This window comes from Micromonospora ferruginea (assembly GCF_013694245.2).
GTDB classification, from domain to species: Bacteria; Actinomycetota; Actinomycetes; order Mycobacteriales; family Micromonosporaceae; genus Micromonospora; species Micromonospora robiginosa.
In genome coordinates this window covers 4,753,159-4,770,195 of the sequence record NZ_CP059322.2, presented here as the reverse complement: position 1 = coordinate 4,770,195, position 17,037 = coordinate 4,753,159, and the positions used below count along the sequence as shown (strand labels likewise).

Sequence of the window (17,037 nt, the reverse complement as noted above, 5' to 3'; positions counted from 1 at the left end):
GAGCGCCCGGCAGCCCCGCTGCCGGGAGCGGTCAGGCGGGGCGCAGGTCGGTGACCATGACGGGGTACGGGCCGGCGGGCTCGGTCTGGCCGTCCGGGACGACGTTGTCCATCCGCATCCGCAGGCGGCCCGGCTCGACGGTCTCGAACACGATCCGCCAGGCCCAACCGCCGCCGTACTCGCCGGTCAGCGTGACCGGAGCTGTGCCGTCCGCCGTGCCGGTCAGCGCCATGGTCGACGGCTGCTGGTGCCAGGAGTCGCCCCACCAGGCGACCAGCGAACCCGGCGACTCGCCGGCGGCGATCAGCACCAAGCCGTCCTGCGGACCGTCGTCCGGATGCGCCCACGAGTAGGCCACCGTGGTCAGGTGACCACCGGCGGCGGTCGCCACGGTCAGCGTGGCGGGTGACTCGACGAGCGGGTCGGTGGGCATCAGCCGGAAGCCGTTGGTGCCGACCCAGGAGCCGGCCACGTCCGCGAGAACCATCGGCCCAGCATAGGGGTGGGTGAGGACGGCGGTCACCGTCCTCACCCGACGTCCCGGAGAGGCGGGGACGTGAGGTGGCGTGCGATCCCGTCAGTCGTCGCAGCCCACCCCGTCGCCGTCGCGGTCCAGATCGTAGATGTCGCTACCGATGACGCGGACCGGACCGTCCACGTACGCCGGACCGTTGCCGCTGCCGCCCGAGCAGTCGACGTCACTCGCGATCGGCACGCAGGCCCCGCTGTAGTTCGGGTCGCACCTGCGTGCCTGCTTGGTGCCGACGGCGACGACCTGGGTGACCGGCTGCCGCGTGACGACCGAGCGGATCAGCTTCTTCGCGGTCTGCACGCCGTCGGTGACCGTCACCTGATAGGTGAGGGTGCGGACACCGGTGACCCCGCGTGTGCGTACCTTCTTGGTCCCGCTCGGCAGGGTGGAGTCCTTGACCGTCCTGGTGGGGTAGGGGATCTTCGTGGTCGAGGTGACGGTCCTGGTCTGGACCTCGGGCGACGGGGACGCGCTCGGGCTCGCCTCGGTCGGCGACGCGGCCGGGGTCGAGGTCGCCAGATCCGCGACCGCCGGCGCGGGCGCCGCGGCCTCGACGCCGGTCGTGGCGGACGTGGCCGGCGCGGCGTCCTTGTTGCCCGGCCCGGCGGGGGAGTCGGTGCTCATGCCGATCGCCACTCCGCCGGAGCAACAGAGCACCAGCACGCCTGCGGACACGATCGCGACCTTCGCGCCGAGGGAGAGTCGGCGCCACCTCGACGGCGGGTGCGCCGGCAGCGCGCCGAACGGAACGGTCGACGGGTTCTGCGGTGATGGATGCGTCACGCACCTCAGTCTGCTTTCGCCCACAACAATTGCCAGCGGTCAACCGGAGCGCTCCGTGCCGACGGTTCGACACTCGGTCATGACGAAGATGGCGGGATTCGGACCGACCGATGAGTCCCGGTGCTGGCCGGGCGACCGCAGGCACCGGTTCGGCCGGAACCGTGGCGACCAGCGGTCCCCGGGACACCCACCCGACGGCCCATCCAGCGTCGGCCGCCGCGTCCGACTCCCGGCGAGCGGCGGCCTCAGCCGGGCGGCAGCGCGGCGGTCAGGTCGGCGGCGTGCCGGAACGTGTCGGCCAGCCGCGTCCGTCGCTCCTCGTCCAGCGGCACCGCCCCGGCCCGGCGCAGCAGGTCCCGCGCCGTGTCCGGCTCGTCGAGCAGCAGTGCCACCTCCGCCCGGTAGACGAGCGCCTCCACCTCGACGGCGGGGTCGTCGGCGGCGTCCGGTTTGGCCAGCGCGCCGTCGAGGATCTTCGCGGCCTGTCGGGGGTTGCCCCGGGAGTCGGCCTGCACCACCGCGTTGCGCAGCGCCCGGGCCAGCCCGGCCGGGGCCTCGTCGGCGTCCGGCGTCGGGGTCCGGGCCACGAACCGGATCCAGTTTCCGCCGGGGTCGACGATGCTGAAACCGGTGTGTCCGTCCTGGTTGCTGCGCGTCCGGGGCCGGGTCATCCGGGGCACCCCGGAGACGAGCACCTTCCCGTACGCGGCGCGCAGGCCCGCCGCGAAGGCGCGGTGGATGCCGGCCAGGTCGTCCACCACGACGAGGCAACTGCCGTACGAGTTGGCCGGGTCGAACTCGGGCATGCCGAAGAAGTGCAGGTTGAGGTCCTCCCGGCGCAGGGCCAGATAGGGGTTGGGGCGGGCCTGCCGGTATGTCACCTCGAAGCCGAGGGCCTGGTAGAAGGGCGCCACGTCGTCGAGGAGGCGGCACGGCAGCAGCGGGATGGTGGTCTCGTCGGCCATGCTTCGAGCCTGCCGACCGGCGGGCGGCACGCGCACATGGAAATGTCCGGATGGCCTGGCGAGGCCACCCGAACGGACGAGGGGCCGGCCCCGGGCGGGACCGGCCCCTCGTGCGGGGTGGTGCGGGTCAGGGCTTCCAGGACCCGGCGGTACGCAGGTGGTGCTCGTACTCCACCACGCCGTTGCGGTCCTTGACGTCGAAGATGAGCTGGCCGCTGCGCTTGGAGCCGACCGGCAGGTTGTTGCCCGAGGTCATCAGCTTGCCGCAGCCGGAGAACGCGCCGCCGATGCCGCTCTCCTCGGTGCCGTCCGCGCCCTTCCAGGTGAAGAAGAACGGGTTGATCGAGCCGGTGCCCTTGGTGACCTCGGCGGTCACGTCGGCGATCAGGAACATGCCGTTCTTCGGGCCGGGCATGAACTCCCGGCAGGCGGCGTTCTTGGTCTGGAAGTTGCCGACCGTGATCTCGACGGTGCCCTCGTCGTCGTTGATGATCAGCTTGTCGCCGGCCGGCATGTTGAACGTCTGGTTGTCGGTGGTGCCCGGCTGCGGCGTGGCGGTCGGAGCGGCGGTGGTCGGGGAGTCGACCGGGTCGCTGTAGGTGACGCCCGGGGTGGGCAGGTTGTCGATCGCCTCCTGGGTCTTCTTCGCCCCGCTGTAGATGGCGAAGATGCCGCCGCCGCAGCAGAGCAGCAGCAGGACCGCCGCCACGATGCCGATGGTGAGCCAGACGTTCTTGTTGGACTTCTTCGCCGGCGGCCCGAACTGCTGGCCCGGCGGCGGCGGGTACGGGCCGGCCGGGTACGCCTCGCCCGACGGGTACTGCCCGGGCGGCGGGTACGGCGCGCCGGAGGTGGGCGGATACGGCGGCTGCGCCCCGCCGGGCGGCGGGTAGGCGCCACCCGGCGGCGGGTACGAGCCACCGGGCGGCGGGTAGCCGCCGGCCTGCGGGTACTCCCCGCCCGGCGGAGGGTAGGAACCACCCGGCGGCGGGTACGCGCCGGCCTGCGGGTACTCCCCGCCCGGCGGCGGAAGAGCGCTGCCCGGCGGCGGGTACGGCGCGCCCGAGGTCGGCGGCGACGGCGGGAAGGCCGTCGTGGACGGGGTCGGGGGGAACGCCTCGGTCGGCGGCGCGGGCGGGAACGCCGCCGTGGGCGCGGCCGGCGGGATCGCCTCGGTCGGCGGTGCCGGGTAGGGCGTGCCCGAGGTGGGCGGCGCGGGCGGGAACGCCTCGGTCGGCGGTGCCGGGTAGGGCGTGCCCGAGGTGGGCGGCGCGGGCGGGAACGCCTCGGTGGGTGGCGCCGGGTAGGGCGTGCCCGAGGTGGGAGCCTGCGGCACCCCGGAGGCGGGAGCCCCGGAGGTCGGCTGCTGCGGCGCGCCCGAGGTGGGCTGCGCGTCCGGGGCGGGCTTCGCCCAGGGGCTGCCGGACACCGGCGGCATCGGCGCGGTGGGAAACGCCTCGGTCGGCGGTTCCGGTGGCTGCTGGTTCGGGTCCTGCGACCCGGACGGAGGCTGAGGGTGGCTCACCGTACTCCTTGGGCACCTTCGGGATTTTCAGTCGGAACGACGGTACAAGCCGGGGTCAACCCGGCCGTCAGGCCCTCACCGGTGCGGCAGGACGGCGGCGGTCCGCACCAGTCCGTCGTCCACCGCGAACCGTCCGGTCAGGGTCGACGGCGGATCGGGCACCGGAGCGGCGGCGAGCCGGGCCGGCGCGATCCGCGCGTGGAACGTCCCCGCGTCGGGGTCGAGCGTGACCCGGGCGTCGGGGAAGCCCAGCCAGGTGCCGACCAGCGGGTACCAGACCTTGTAGACGGTCTCCTTGGCGCTGAACACCACGGTCGGCCAGGGCGGGCCGACCGGCAGCCGGGCCAGGTCCGCCTCCTCGTCGGGGCCGCACACCTTCCGGCGTACCCCCTCGGAGAGCGGCCGGTGCCGCTCGGCGTCGATGCCGACCGCGCGCAGGTCGGCGGCGCGGGCGACGGCGGCCGCGCAGTAGCCGTCGGTGTGGGTGATCGCCCCGACCACCCCGGCCGGCCAGACCGGGGCGCGGTCCGCGCCGGCGGGCACCGGCGCGACCGGCAGGCCGAGCGTGGCGAGCGCACGCCGGGCACACACCCGGCCGGCGGTGAAGTCGCGCCGGCGGCTGGGCACCGCGCGGTCGCCCAGCGCGACGCGCTCGGCCGGCAACAGGTCGCCGGAGAAGTCGGCCGGGCCGGCCACCGCAACCGCCACGGTGGACGGCAGGAGGTCATGCACGAGCGTCGGTGGGTGACGGGAACACGCGGTGACCGTACCGTAACGCCGGAGCGCAGTGTGGCGCTGAAGGAACGTTGCGGGGGGAGGCAGCGTCGACATCCAGGGAAGGAGTGGCCGATGACCCCCGGTGTGGAGGCGTCGGAACCACGGTCCGGCGAGCACGTCCCCGTGACGCCCGACTGGACCTGCGGCTCGTGCGGCGACGAGTGGCCCTGCGCCACCAAACGCCGGCACCTGCTGATCGAGTACCAGGTGGACCGGGCGTCGTTGAGCGTCTATCTCGGTTCCTGCCTGGCGGCCGCCACGCACGACCTGCGCTCCGCGCCGGTCACCGCGTTGCAGGACCGGTTCATCGGCTGGGTGCCCCGGGGTCCGCGTCCGGTCTGACGACCGGAGCGTCCGGTGGCCGCCGCGTCGGGTTCACGACGGCCACCGGTCGCGGTCTCAGCGGCGGCGGGGCCGGCGGGTGAGCGCGAAGCCGGCGACACCGGCCACCGCGGCGAGCACGCCGCCCACCCCGGTCCAGACCCAGCGCGAACCGGCCTCGGGCAGCCAGCCGGTCAGGTCGGTCTCCTCCTCGGCGGCCGGTTCGGGTGTCGGTTCGGCGGCCAGCACCGTGCCGGCCCGCGTGTTCGGCACCAGCGGCGCGGCCAGCTCACCGTCGTCGCCGGAGGCGCCACCGGAGTCGGTCGCGCCGACCACCAGGTCCACGTCGATCGGTGCGCCCAGGTCGGGCTCGGGCAGGTCGGTGACGGAGAGCCGGACGTAGTAGACGCCGGGCAGCGGGTCACCCGACCACGGTTCGGCCCACGGCCGCACCCGACGCAGCGTGCAGCCGAGCGTCACGCCGGTGGCGGACGCCTCCGCGGTGGGCGTCTGCGCGCCGGCCGTGCAGGCCTGCCGGCGGCGCAGCCCGTCGAAGACGTCGACGGTCCAGGTGGACGCGCCGGAGCGCGGCTTTCCGAAGGTGACCGTGACCCCGACCTCGTGCACCTGCCCGGCCTCGGCGCGGAACGACCAGTAGAGGTGGTCGCCGGTCGAGGCGCCGACCCGTACCGGCTGGCCGGCGTCGATGGTGGTGGCGGTGAGGAACGAGGTGCCGGCCTTGGCCACGGTGGTCGCGCCCGGTGACGGGCTCGGCGCGGCGAGCGCCGCGGAAGGGGCGAGGGCGAGGCCGGCGGCGACCGTCGCCGCCGCGGCGCGGATCAGGGTACGCATCCTCAGTTCTCCCTCCAGGTGGCGACCCACCAGCGGGTGAGCAGCCCGACGAGCAGTCCGGTGACGAGGCCGGCCAGGGTGAGCAGGAGCAGCAGGACCCAGCCGCGGCCGAGGTCCGGCCCGTCCGGGGCGGGGGAGGCGGCGACCACGTCCACGGTCAGCTCCACCGGCATGCCCGGCTCGGCCCGGGTGCCGTCCCGCGCCGCGAACGAGTTGCTGACCACCAGGCAGACGGTCCGGGTGGCCCGCGTACCGCTGGGGGTCGGCGTGGGGGTGGCGGCGTCCTCCGCCTCCTCGGCGGCCGACCAGCGCAGGCCGGCGGAGACCACGTCGGTCCGGCCGCTGCCGGCGTCGACGCCGCGGACCAGTTCCCGCCCGTCCGGCGCGGTGGCCCGCAGCAGCACCCCGTAGTCGGGGTTGACCGGCCGGTCCAGCGCGATGCTCACCGACGCGCGCAGCTCCTGCCCCGGACGCACCGGCACCCGGTACCAGCGGTGCTCGGAGAACGTCTCCCGGTCGGTGTAGACGCCCGGCGCGAGCAGCGGGGCGCCGTCGCAGGCCGCCGTGCCGCCGACCACCGCCGGTGCGGCCGTGTAGGTGTCGCGGGCCCGGTCGACGAGCTGCTTGATCCGGCCGGTCAGCTCGTCGGCGCTCTGCGCCGCGGTGTAGGTGCCACCGGTGGCCCCGGCGATGCAGAGCAACTGCCGGCGTACCTTCTCGTCGGGGGCGAGGCCGAGCGTGTCGACCACCAGCCGGGTGCCCTGCGCGGCGAGTTCGCGGGCCACCTCGCACGGGTCGGGCGGGGCGCAGGTGTCCTCGCCGTCGGTGATCAGCACGATCCGGCGTGCGGTGGTGCCGGTGCCCAGGTCCTGCGCGGCGGAGCGCAGCGCGAGCCCGACCGGGGTGAAGCCGGTCGGGCGCAGGCCGGCGACGGCGGCCTTGGCCTGGGCCCGGTCCACCGGCCCGACCGGCACGATCTGCTGGGTGTCCCGGCAGCCCTGCTTCTTGTCCTTGCCCCGGTAGGCGGCGCCGAGCACGCGGATGCCGAGCTGTGTCTCGTCCGGCAGGCCGTCGACCACCTCGTTGAACGCCTGCTGGGCGACGGAGATCCGGCTGCGCCCGTCGATGTCGCGGGCCCGCATCGAACCGCTCACGTCGAGGACCAGTTCGACCTTCGGTGGTTCGGCGGCGGGTTCGGTGGTCTCGTCGTCGGCCCCCGCGGGGCTCGGACCGATCAGCGCGGTCGCCGCCAGCAGTCCGAACAGGACGGCCGTCGATCGTCTCTTGTTGATCACCGGGCGAAGTGTAGTGAGATCCACTTAGGAAGATCATCCGGGTCGGGGGCGGCCGGCGGTGCCCGGCGACCGGGGTCCGGTGGGCGATGATGTCGAACTCGTTATGTTCTGCCGGGCTGACCCACCGTTAGATGCCCGATGTAAACCTTTCGGGGGGTGGCGCGTCGGTCGGAAATCTGACCCGGCCGCACCCGTTGTGCGGTTGGCGGAGTGTGGTTAAGCTCTTTCTTGCGCGCCCCAATCGCCCGCTTCCCCCGTGGCAGGCGATCGGGGCGCGCTTTTTCGTGGTCCGACCGGCCTATGCAGCCGGGCCGGATGATCGCAACCGAATTTCGGCCCGGTGGGTGTCCCCACCGGGCCGTCGTGCGCTCACGCTCAGATCCAGCGGCCGTCCAGCCACATCCGGGCGGACCAGTCCGCGTACGGCAGGATCCGGCCCACGAAGATCGGATAGAAGTAGCCGAAGCAGAGCGCCACCAGCAGCACATAGGCGCCCGCGATGATGCCGCCGACCAGGCGACGGTCGTTGGCCTGCTCGGCGCTCGGCGGCGCCGCCGTCGAAGTGACCGGCGCGGGCGTGACGATCGCGCCGAGCACGTAGACCACGGCGAGCACCAGGAACGGCACCGCCGGCGCGGCGTAGAAGGAGAACATCGTCCGGCCGTCGAGGGCGAACCAGAACCAGGGCAGCAGGCCGGCGGCGGCGCTCAGCAGGATCGCGCCGGCCCGCCAGTCACGCCGGGCCAGGCCCAGCCAGACCGTCGCGGCGAGCGCCGGCAGGAACGACCACCACAGCAGCGGGGTGCCCAGCAGCAGCACCTCGGAGGCGCAGCTCGACGCGCCGCAGCTCCCGTCGCCGGACCAGGAGAACGCGACCGGCCGGCCCAGCAGCAGCCACTGCCACGGCCAGGACTGGTACTTGTGCGGGTCGTCGAGCTGGGTGTGGAAGCCGTACGCGGCCTTGTGGTATTCCCACAGGTTGATGAGCGCGCCGACGAACGGGGTGTCGCTCAACCCCTCGACGCCCGGGTAGCGGCTGGCCAGGCGGTAGTAGCCCTCGTCGCTGAGCAGCCAGCCCGACCAGGTGGCGACGTAGGTGACCACCATCAGCACGCCGGCCACGAGCAGCCACGGCAACTCGTCGAGCACGGCGTCGCGCCACGGCCGGCGGACCCCGGCCGAGCGCCGGACGCCGACCTCCCAGAGCAGCACCAGCAGCGCGAACGCCGGTACGAAGTAGACGCCGCTCCACTTCACCGCGCAGGCGCAGCCGAGCAGCATCCCGGCGGCCAGCCGCCACCACGGCCAGTTCCGCCAGCCCGACGCCGGCCGACCGGCGCGCCCCGGCAGCGACGGGTCGAGCCCGGCCGCCAGCGCGTTCGCCCAGCGCCGCCGCCGGGCGTCCCGGTCGAGCACCAGCGCGCCGAACGCGGCCAACACGAACAGCAGCAGGAAGATGTCGAGGATCGCCGTGCGGGACAGCACCAGGTGGAAGCCGTCCAACGCGAGCAGCAGGCCGGCCGCGCAACCCAGCGTGGTCGAGCGGAACATCCGTCGGCCGATGCGCACCAGCAGCAGCACCGACAGCGTGCCGCAGACCGCCGCGCCGAAGCGCCAGCCGAACTCCGGCGCGGTGGTCATCAGGTGCCCGGGCACCGAGATGTTGGTCTCGGCGTCCTGGTAGCCGAAGGCCCACTCGCCGAGCCCGATCAGCCACTTGCCCAGCGGCGGGTGGACCACGTACGACGGGCCGTTGTCCTTGTAGTTCCACTCGACGCCGCGGTCGATCAGCCCGTAGGCGTCCTTGGCGTAGTAGGTCTCGTCGAAGATCTTGCCGGACGGATGGCTCAGCCCGACGAAGCGCAGGATCGCGGCGATCGCCACCACGACGGCGGTGGCGAACCACGCCTGACCTCGGCCGAGCTGGTCGTCGACGGTGGCGAGCCGGCGCCGGACCGCGGCCGGGATCCCACCGCCGCCCCCGCCGTCGTCGCCCGGCGAACCGGCCGCCGGGTCGGTGGTGGAGGGCTCCTGTGCTGTCGACGCACTCGTCACCCGGCGATCGTAGGCTGCGAGGGTGCCCGGTGGCGTCCGTCGTCCCCGAAATTGGTACGACCGTCGATGAGGGAGCGCACGCCGTGGGGGAAATGTCCGAGGTGGGACGCTTGGTGCTGCTCGGTGCGCCACTGGGTAATCCGGCCGACGCGTCCGCCCGGTTCCGCGAGGTGCTCGCCACCGCCGACGTGGTCGCCGCCGAGGACACCCGGCGGCTCACCCGGCTCGCCCGCGACCTCGACGTGACCGTCCCCGGCCGGATCGTCTCCTACTTCGAGGGCAACGAGGAGCGGCGCACCCCGGAACTCGCCGAGGTGCTCACCGCCGGCTACACCGTCGCCCTGGTCACCGACGGCGGCATGCCGAGCGTCTCCGACCCCGGATACCGCCTGGTCCGGGCCGCGCTGGAGGCCGGCGTCCCGGTCACCGCCGCACCCGGACCCAGCGCGGTCACCACCGCGCTGGCGCTGTCCGGGCTGCCCTGCGACCGGTTCTGCTTCGAGGGTTTTCTGCCCCGCACCCCCGGTGCGCGCCGCTCCCGCCTGCGGGCGCTGGCCGGCGAGGAACGCACCCTGGTGCTGTTCGAGGCGACGCACCGGATCGGCGGGGCGCTGGCCGACCTGGCCGAGGCGTTCGGCCCCGAGCGGCCCGCCGCGCTCTGCCGCGAGCTGACCAAGACCTACGAGGAGGTGGTCCGCCGGCCGCTGGGCGAGCTGGCCGAATGGGCCGCCGACAACGAGGTGCGCGGCGAGATCACCCTGGTCGTGGCCGGCGCGTCACCGGAGCCGGCCGCCCGGCCGGACGACGACACGCTGCGCGCCGCAGTCGACGAGCGCGAGGCGGCCGGGCTGTCCCGGCGAGACGCGATCACCGAGGTCGCGACTGCGTACGGGCTGCGCCGCCGCGAGGTCTACACGGTCGTGCACCGCTGAGGTTGGGCCTGGGTTAGGCGGGGGCCCCGCTTAACGCCTCGCTGTTAAGCGGGGCCCCCGCCTATACCGAAAGCGTTAAGCGGGGCCCCCGCCTTACGCCCTCACCAGGCGGCCGCGAGGAACCCCACCGTGATCAGCAGCGGGCCGGCCAGCGCCAGCCCCACCGCCCAGCGCCGCTGCCGCTGGTCCGTCAACCGGGTCGCGCCGGTCCACCTGGCGATCCCCGCCGCGCAGCCCACCACCAGGGTCAGCCCGAGCAGCCAGCGCAGGTGCCCGCCCACGCCCCGGTCCGCGTACGCGGTGGCCCCGCCCGGGCCGGTCATCCGGGCCGGCAACGTGCTGCCGGTGGCGGTGTGCCCCGCCGGTACGCCGCTGACCCGTACCCCCTGGGCCTGGAAGCGGTCCCGCTCGGCCTCGAAGATCCCCCGGCAGCGCTGGGTGAGCCCGCTCCCGACGCACTCGGTGATCATCACGGTGCCACCGGTGGAGTGCCCCACCGCCAGCCAGAACGGGCCGGCGCTCACCCAGGCGAAGAACGCGGCGAGCAGGCTCAACGCCAGCAGCACGGCCAGCCCGACGGGCGGGTCCGGCGGGTGGACCGGGCGGGCCGGCCGGCGCCGGGACGGCGCGTCCACGGCACGTGAGCGCGGCTCGTCGCGCAGCGGCGTGCCGTCCCAGTGCACCTCCTCGATCGGCGCCCAGCCGGTCGCCTCGTCGCCCGCCCGGGCGGAACGTCGCTGCCAGCGTGGCTGCCGCACCGGCACCCGGCGGGGCACGGCGTCGCGCGGCGCCCCGGTGGTCGGCTCCACCTCCACCGGCGGGTCCGCCGGGTCCAGCCGGGGCTGCGGGGCCACCGGGACGCCGGTCGGGGCCCGCGCGGTCCGGTCGGCCGCGGACGGCTCGGGTGCCGCTGGTCTGCTGGTCACGACGTTCATTGGACACCGGCACGCCGGGCTCGTCGGGCAGCTCAGGCCGCGTGTCGGCGACAAATCGGGCGTACGGCGGGGGCGCCCGCCCTATTGGTTCGCGGAGCGCCCACGGCAATCACTAGTCTTGACGCTCATGAGTCACGTTCTCGCCGCGGTCGCCTGGCCCTACGCCAACGGCCCGCGCCACATCGGCCACGTATCCGGATTCGGCGTTCCCTCCGACGTCTTCGCCCGGTACATGCGGATGGCCGGTCACGACGTGCTCATGGTCTCCGGCACCGACGAGCACGGCACCCCGATCCAGGTGCAGGCCGACGCCGAGGGGGTCACCCCGCGCGAGCTGGCCGACCGCTACAACCGGGTGATCGCCGAGGACCTGCGGGCGCTGGGCCTGTCGTACGACCTGTTCACCCGCACCACCACCCGCAACCACTACGCGGTGGTGCAGGAACTGTTCACCGGGCTGCACCGCAACGGCTACATCGTCCCGAAGGTCACCACCGGGGCGATCTCCCCGTCCACCGGCCGCACCCTGCCCGACCGCTACATCGAGGGCACCTGCCCGATCTGCGGCTACGACAGCGCGCGCGGCGACCAGTGCGACAACTGCGGCAACCAGCTCGACCCGATCGACCTGATCGACCCCAAGTCGAAGATCAACGGCGAGACGCCGGAGTTCGTGGAGACCGAGCACTTCTTCCTCGACCTGCCGGCCCTGGCCGACGCGCTGCGGCAGTGGCTGGACACCCGGGAGGGCTGGCGGCCCAACGTGCTCCGGTTCTCCCGCAACCTGCTCGACGACCTCCAGCCCCGGGCCATCACCCGGGACCTGGAGTGGGGCGTGCCGATCCCGCTGGAGGGCTGGCAGGACCGGTCGGACAAGCGGATCTACGTCTGGTTCGACGCGGTGATCGGCTACCTGTCCGCGTCCATCGAGTGGGCCCGGCGCACCGGTGACCCGGAGGCGTGGCGGAAGTGGTGGTCGGCGGACGGCGAGGGGAAGGACGCGCTCGGCTACTACTTCATGGGCAAGGACAACATCGTCTTCCACTCGGTGATCTGGCCGGCGCTGCTCGGCGGCTACTCCGGTGCGGGCGCCCACGACGGCGAGCCCGGCGAGCTGGGCCGGCTCAACCTGCCCACCGAGGTCGTCTCCAGCGAATACCTGACCATGGAGGGGCGGAAGTTCTCCTCTTCCCGCAAGGTGGTCATCTACGTCCGGGACTTCCTGGAGCGCTACGACGCCGACGCGCTGCGCTACTTCATCGCGGTGGCCGGCCCGGAGAGCAACGACACCGACTTCACCTGGGCCGAGTTCCTCCGCCGCAACAACGACGAGCTGGTCGCCGGTTGGGGCAACCTGGTCAACCGGTCCGTGTCGATGGCGGCGAAGAACTTCGGCGCGATCCCGCCGGTCGACCCGGCCGGGCTCACCGACGCCGACCGGGCGCTGCTGGACACCGCGAAGGCCGGCTTCGCGGTCGTCGGTGACCTGATCGCGCGGCACCGGCAGAAGCAGGCCATCGGCGAGGCCATGAAGGTGGTCGCCGAGGCCAACAAGTACCTGTCCGAGCAGGCGCCGTGGAAGCTCAAGGGCGACGACGACAAGCCGCGGATGGGCACCGTCCTGCACGTCGCGCTCCAGGTGGTCAGCGACGCCAACACGCTGCTCACCCCGTTCCTGCCGCACTCCGCGCAGCAGATCCACGAGCTGCTCGGCGGCACCGGCGTGCACGCGCCGATGCCGGTGATCGAGGAGGTCGACGACCTCGACGGCGGCCCGGCCTACCCGGTGCTCACCGGTGACTACACGGTCGGCGCGCGCTGGGAGTCCGTACCCCTGGAGGCGGGTCGGCCGCTCGCGGCGCCCAAGCCGGTGTTCCGCAAGCTCGAACCGTCCGTCGTCGACGAGGAGCTGGCCCGCCTGGCCGGCTGAGCACGCACGCGACCGCGGCCCCGGGAATCCCGGGGCCGCGGTCCGTCGAACGGTCAGGCGGTGGCCATGCTCGGCTTGCCGATGAACTCCATGAGCGCGTTGTTGACCTCGGTCGGGTGCGTCCACGGCGTGCCGTGCGGCGCACCCTTCAACGTCACCAGCTTGGCGTCGGACAGCATGTTCACCAGCCGCTGACCTGTCTTCGGGTACGGCAGCACGTTGTCCTTGTCGCCCTGGATGATCAACACCGGCACGTCGATGTTCGGCAGGTCACCGCGGAAGTCGGTCTGCCAGGCGTCCACCGAGTCGTGGGTGCCCTTAGCCGACGCCTGCGCGCCGATCTGCCAGTGCGCGTGGTACGCCTCGTCGCTGACCAGCTTGCCCCGGTTCTCACTGGCGTTGAAGAACGCGTCGCAGAACTGGGTCAGGTAGGCGAACCGGTCGGCGATGATCGCCTGCTGGAAGCCCTCGAACATGCTCTTCTCGACGCCCTCAGGGTTGTCGGCGGTCTTCAGCAGGAACGGCGCCAACGGGGCCATCAGCACCGCGCGGTCCACCCGGTCCGACCCGTACGCGCCCAGGTAGCGGGTCACCTCGCCGGTGCCCATCGAGTGCCCGACCAGGATCGCGTTGCGCAGGTCCAGCTCGGTCATCAACACGTCCAGGTCGGCGGCGAACGTGTCGTAGTCGTAGCCGGACGCCGGCTGGGCGGAACTGCCGTACCCGCGCCGGTCGTACGTGATCACCCGGTACCCGGCGGCGAGCAGCGGACCGCTCATCTTCTCCCAGGTGGCCCCGTTGAACGGGAAGCCGTGAATCAGCACGATCGGCTGACCGGCACCGTGATCCTCGTAGTACAGGTCGATGGGTGCGGAGTTCTCCGTACCGACGGTGACGAAAGGCATGTCGGAATTCCCCCTACGCGTGGGTCTCGGACCCCCGACGCGTTCCCGACCCGCCGCCGTCTATTCGTTCGCCCCCGGATAGGGCAGGTCCACCACCCGGTCGTCGGTCAACTCGGCGCCCGGCGCCCAGACCTCGTAGACGCCGCGTTCGTGACACTGCGCCCCGGTCCGGGCCACCGCGTCCGGATCCGGGCGGCGCAGCCGCAACCGCAGCCAGCCCGCCTCCTCCCGCAGTACCAGGCAGGGCACCCCGCGCCAGGCGGCCGTCCGCAGCCGGCGGGCCACCGCCGCCACCGGATAGCGGGCCGCCCGGGTCATCGCCAGCACCCGGAAACCGCCCGGCTGGTCGGCCACCGCCTCGTACTCCGCCCCGGCGTAGCCGCCGACCAGCCGGGTCGAGCGCGGCGCGTCGCCGGTCGGCACGTACTCCTGGTCGGCGGCCAGCCCCGGCACCGCCGCCAGCAGGTGCCGCCACTGCGGGCCGGCCAACCGCAGCCAGCCCCGCTGCTCCGCCTGGTAGGTGTAGAGCACCACCTCCACCCCCTCCGCCGGATAGGCGAGCAGGGTGGCGTTCGCCGGCATCGGCAGGTCGGCGAAGTCGCGGGTGACGAACTCCGGGACGAGCTGGGCGCTGCTCGGCACGAACCCGGTGCCCAGCACCGGCGGCCCGAGCCGGTCCCGGGGCGGCAGGACGGTCAGCCCACGGTGCGCCGGGCCGACCGGCACGTCGTAGTCGGCCGGGTCGGCGGCCCGCCAGCGCAACGCGTACGCCACGTCGCCGCCCTCCGGGTCGCCCCGCAGCACCGCCATCCCGGCCGGCGTGCGCAGGTGCGCCACGTCGTGCTCCCGGTAGCAGAAGCCGTGCGGCAGCCAACCGCGCACGTAACCGGCGAGCTGCCGGGCGGAGAGCACCTTCACCATCCGGGTGCCCGGCCGGATCACCGCCGACGCCCGCACCGCGGCCAGCGTCGGGTCGCCCGCCGCCGCCGGCCGCTGGCTCAGCCGGTGCACGTACGCCCAGCCGTGCTCCCGGTGCACCGGCATCAGCAGCGGCGCGTCGCCCTCCTCGGCCGGCTCCGCCGCCCCGAGCACCGCCTGCACCTCGGTGGCGTGCACGAACCTCCGCCACGTGCCGGCGGCGCCGGGCCGGGGACACCACTCGAAGCCGGGCGCCTCGTCGGCGCTGAACAACTCGTACGCCGCGCCCCGGGCGATCTCCTCGGCCGGATGCACCCGGCCGTCGTACGTCACGCGTAGCCCGGTCCGCTCGGAGGCGGCCCCGCCGGCCTGGTCAGTGACGGTCACCCCGGCACGCTAGGACGGTCAGATGTGGGGCGTGTGAACGGACGGTGGCGGGTGTGTGATGCTGGCCGCGATGACCGAGCAGACCGAGACCCGCAAGCAGCGCGCCGCCCGCCGGGCCGGCGAGTTCCCGCCCGTCCCCGAGCCGCTGCCGGTGCCCGTCCCGGACAGCCACACCCACCTCGACATCACCGTCGGGGAGTACGGCACGCCGCCCGGCGGACCCGGCGACGCCGACCCGGTGGCCGCCGCGATCGCCGTCGCCACCGGGGTCGGCGTGGACCGGCTCGTGCAGGTCGGCGTGGACGTGGAGTCGTCCCGCTGGAGCGCCGACGTCGCCGGCCGGTACCCGGCGGTGCTGGCCACCGTGGCGCTGCACCCCAACGAGGCGCCCCGCCTGGCCGACCTGGACGAGGCGCTGCGCGAGATCGAGGCGCTCGCCGGCCAGGACCGGGTACGCGGCGTCGGCGAGACCGGGATGGACTTCTTCCGCACCGGCGCCGACGGGCGGGCCGCGCAGGAGGAGAGCTTCCGCGCGCACGTCGCCATCGCCAAGCGGTACGGCAAGGCGCTGGTCATCCACGACCGCGACGCCCACGCCGACGTGCTGCGGATCGTCGACGACGAGGGCGCGCCGGACACCGTGGTGATGCACTGCTTCTCCGGTGACGCCGACTTCGCCCGTGAGTGCGTCCGCCGGGGCTTCCTGCTGAGCTTCGCCGGCACGGTCACCTTCGGCAGCGCCGCCGCGCTGCGCGAGGCCGCCGCCGTCACCCCGCCCGGGCAGATCCTGGTGGAGACCGACGCGCCCTACCTGACGCCGATGCCGCACCGGGGACGGCCGAACGCGTCGTACCTGATCCCGCTGACCGTGCGGTTCCTCGCCGAGACCACCGGCGTCGACCTGGACACCCTCTGCGCCCACATCTCCACCAACGGTGAGCGCGCCTTCGGCCCGTGGCGTTAGGAAGGGGCCCCGCCACAACGCCAGGCGTTAAGAAGGGCCCCCTCCTTTCACCGAAGGGCGGGCGCTTACGCTACGGGGCGTGACCGGACTCCTCGGCCCGGCGGAGATCCGGGAACTCGCCGCGCGGCTCGGCGTCACGCCGACCAAGAAGCTCGGCCAGAACTTCGTGCACGACCCGAACACGGTGCGGCGAATCGTCACCGCCGCCGGCCTCACCCCGGACGACGTCGCGCTGGAGGTCGGCCCCGGCCTCGGCTCGCTCACCCTGGCGCTGCTGCCGGTCGCCGCGCACGTGCACGCCGTGGAACTCGACCCGACCCTCGCCGCCGCGCTGCCGGCCACCGCCGACCGGTTCGCCGGCCCGGACGCCACCCGGCTCACCGTGCACCAGGCCGACGCGCTGCGGGTCACCGCCGCCGACCTGGCCGACCCGGCGCCGACCGCGCTGGTGGCGAACCTGCCCTACAACGTGGCCGTGCCGGTGGTGCTGCACCTGCTCGCCGAGCTGCCCACCCTGCGGCACGGCCTGGTCATGGTGCAGAAGGAGGTCGCCGACCGGCTCGTCGCCGGTCCCGGCTCCAAGGTGTACGGCATCCCCTCGGTCAAGCTCGCCTGGTACGCCCGCGCCCGGGCCGCCGGCAAGGTCCCGCCGAACGTGTTCTGGCCGGTGCCCAACGTCGACTCCGGGCTGGTCGCCTTCACCCGCCGCGAGCCGCCCCGCCCGGACGTACCCCGCCCGGCGGTCTTCGCGGTGGTCGACGCCGCGTTCGCCCAGCGCCGCAAGACGCTGCGCGCCGCCCTGGCCGGCTGGGCCGGCGGTGCGGACCGCGCCGCCGCCGCGCTCACCGCCGCCGGCGTCGACCCGGGCGCGCGCGGCGAGTCACTCACCGTCGAGCAGTTCGCCGCCATCGCCGCGTCGGCCCCGGACGGCCCCGCCGCCGCCCAGTAGGCTGGCGCCGTT

The 17,037-nt window shown here is 74.0% G+C and carries 16 protein-coding genes; 5 read left to right on the top strand and 11 right to left on the bottom strand.

Going from position 1 to position 17,037, the window contains the following annotated elements; all coding sequences use genetic code 11:
* Positions 1 to 31: 31 nt before the first annotated feature.
* The 5 genes from H1D33_RS20760 to H1D33_RS20740 all read right to left on the bottom strand — a co-directional run bounded on the left by H1D33_RS20760 (position 32) and on the right by H1D33_RS20740 (position 4,537).
* On the bottom strand, positions 32 to 487 hold the full coding sequence (locus H1D33_RS20760; protein ID WP_181571562.1) for a DUF1579 family protein: 456 nt from the start codon (positions 485 to 487) through the stop codon (positions 32 to 34).
* A 90-nt stretch (positions 488 to 577) separates the two neighbouring features.
* Entirely contained in the window at positions 578 to 1,315 is a 738-nt protein-coding gene (locus H1D33_RS20755) for a G5 domain-containing protein (protein WP_246411970.1), read from the bottom strand.
* 245 nt (positions 1,316 to 1,560) lie between these two features.
* Positions 1,561 to 2,280: a VOC family protein gene (locus H1D33_RS20750; RefSeq protein ID WP_181571563.1), complete on the bottom strand. Its 720-nt coding sequence runs from the start codon at positions 2,278 to 2,280 to the stop codon at positions 1,561 to 1,563.
* A gap of 127 nt (positions 2,281 to 2,407) precedes the next feature.
* Entirely contained in the window at positions 2,408 to 3,805 is a 1,398-nt protein-coding gene (locus H1D33_RS20745) for a hypothetical protein (RefSeq protein ID WP_181571564.1), read from the bottom strand.
* A 75-nt stretch (positions 3,806 to 3,880) separates the two neighbouring features.
* A complete protein-coding gene (locus H1D33_RS20740) occupies positions 3,881 to 4,537 on the bottom strand; it encodes a 4'-phosphopantetheinyl transferase family protein (RefSeq protein ID WP_181571565.1) in 657 nt (218 codons plus the stop codon).
* Positions 4,538 to 4,654: 117 nt separating this feature from the next.
* Here H1D33_RS20740 and H1D33_RS20735 point away from each other — a divergent pair, with 117 nt between their 5' ends.
* Positions 4,655 to 4,924 carry a hypothetical protein gene (locus tag H1D33_RS20735; RefSeq protein WP_181571566.1) on the top strand — a complete coding sequence of 90 codons (270 nt, stop codon included), beginning with the start codon at positions 4,655 to 4,657 and terminating at the stop codon, positions 4,922 to 4,924.
* A 57-nt stretch (positions 4,925 to 4,981) separates the two neighbouring features.
* Here the strand turns inward: H1D33_RS20735 and H1D33_RS20730 are convergent, their stop codons facing one another.
* From H1D33_RS20730 to H1D33_RS20720, 3 genes are all read right to left on the bottom strand, one after another.
* The gene (locus H1D33_RS20730) at positions 4,982 to 5,755 is read right to left on the bottom strand and encodes a peptidase (protein WP_181571567.1); all 774 of its coding nucleotides are present in this window, start codon (positions 5,753 to 5,755) and stop codon (positions 4,982 to 4,984) included.
* A 2-nt stretch (positions 5,756 to 5,757) separates the two neighbouring features.
* The gene (locus H1D33_RS20725; RefSeq protein WP_181571568.1) at positions 5,758 to 7,050 is read right to left on the bottom strand and encodes a VWA domain-containing protein; all 1,293 of its coding nucleotides are present in this window, start codon (positions 7,048 to 7,050) and stop codon (positions 5,758 to 5,760) included.
* Positions 7,051 to 7,425: 375 nt separating this feature from the next.
* Complete coding sequence (locus tag H1D33_RS20720) at positions 7,426 to 9,105, bottom strand: dolichyl-phosphate-mannose--protein mannosyltransferase (RefSeq protein WP_181571569.1); 1,680 nt, start codon at positions 9,103 to 9,105, stop codon at positions 7,426 to 7,428.
* Between the two features lie 92 nt (positions 9,106 to 9,197).
* Between H1D33_RS20720 and rsmI the strand changes: the two genes are divergently transcribed.
* Positions 9,198 to 10,037: a 16S rRNA (cytidine(1402)-2'-O)-methyltransferase gene (gene rsmI / locus H1D33_RS20715; RefSeq protein ID WP_414685428.1), complete on the top strand. Its 840-nt coding sequence runs from the start codon at positions 9,198 to 9,200 to the stop codon at positions 10,035 to 10,037.
* A 101-nt stretch (positions 10,038 to 10,138) separates the two neighbouring features.
* Here the strand turns inward: rsmI and H1D33_RS20710 are convergent, their stop codons facing one another.
* Complete coding sequence (locus H1D33_RS20710) at positions 10,139 to 10,972, bottom strand: hypothetical protein (RefSeq protein ID WP_246411972.1); 834 nt, start codon at positions 10,970 to 10,972, stop codon at positions 10,139 to 10,141.
* 127 nt (positions 10,973 to 11,099) lie between these two features.
* Between H1D33_RS20710 and metG the strand changes: the two genes are divergently transcribed.
* Positions 11,100 to 12,902 (top strand): methionine--tRNA ligase, encoded by a 1,803-nt coding sequence (gene metG / locus H1D33_RS20705; RefSeq protein WP_181571571.1) that lies wholly within the window; start codon positions 11,100 to 11,102, stop codon positions 12,900 to 12,902.
* A gap of 53 nt (positions 12,903 to 12,955) precedes the next feature.
* Here the strand turns inward: metG and H1D33_RS20700 are convergent, their stop codons facing one another.
* Both H1D33_RS20700 and H1D33_RS20695 read right to left on the bottom strand, forming a co-directional pair.
* Positions 12,956 to 13,807 carry an alpha/beta fold hydrolase gene (locus tag H1D33_RS20700; RefSeq protein ID WP_181571572.1) on the bottom strand — a complete coding sequence of 284 codons (852 nt, stop codon included), beginning with the start codon at positions 13,805 to 13,807 and terminating at the stop codon, positions 12,956 to 12,958.
* Between the two features lie 60 nt (positions 13,808 to 13,867).
* Positions 13,868 to 15,112, bottom strand: coding sequence for a hypothetical protein (locus tag H1D33_RS20695; RefSeq protein ID WP_181571573.1), 1,245 nt, complete (start codon positions 15,110 to 15,112; stop codon positions 13,868 to 13,870).
* 58 nt (positions 15,113 to 15,170) lie between these two features.
* Here H1D33_RS20695 and H1D33_RS20690 point away from each other — a divergent pair, with 58 nt between their 5' ends.
* Both H1D33_RS20690 and rsmA read left to right on the top strand, forming a co-directional pair.
* A complete protein-coding gene (locus H1D33_RS20690) occupies positions 15,171 to 16,076 on the top strand; it encodes a TatD family hydrolase (RefSeq protein ID WP_181571574.1) in 906 nt (301 codons plus the stop codon).
* 79 nt (positions 16,077 to 16,155) lie between these two features.
* Positions 16,156 to 17,025 carry a 16S rRNA (adenine(1518)-N(6)/adenine(1519)-N(6))-dimethyltransferase RsmA gene (gene rsmA, locus H1D33_RS20685; protein WP_181571575.1) on the top strand — a complete coding sequence of 290 codons (870 nt, stop codon included), beginning with the start codon at positions 16,156 to 16,158 and terminating at the stop codon, positions 17,023 to 17,025.
* Positions 17,026 to 17,037: the final 12 nt, after the last annotated feature.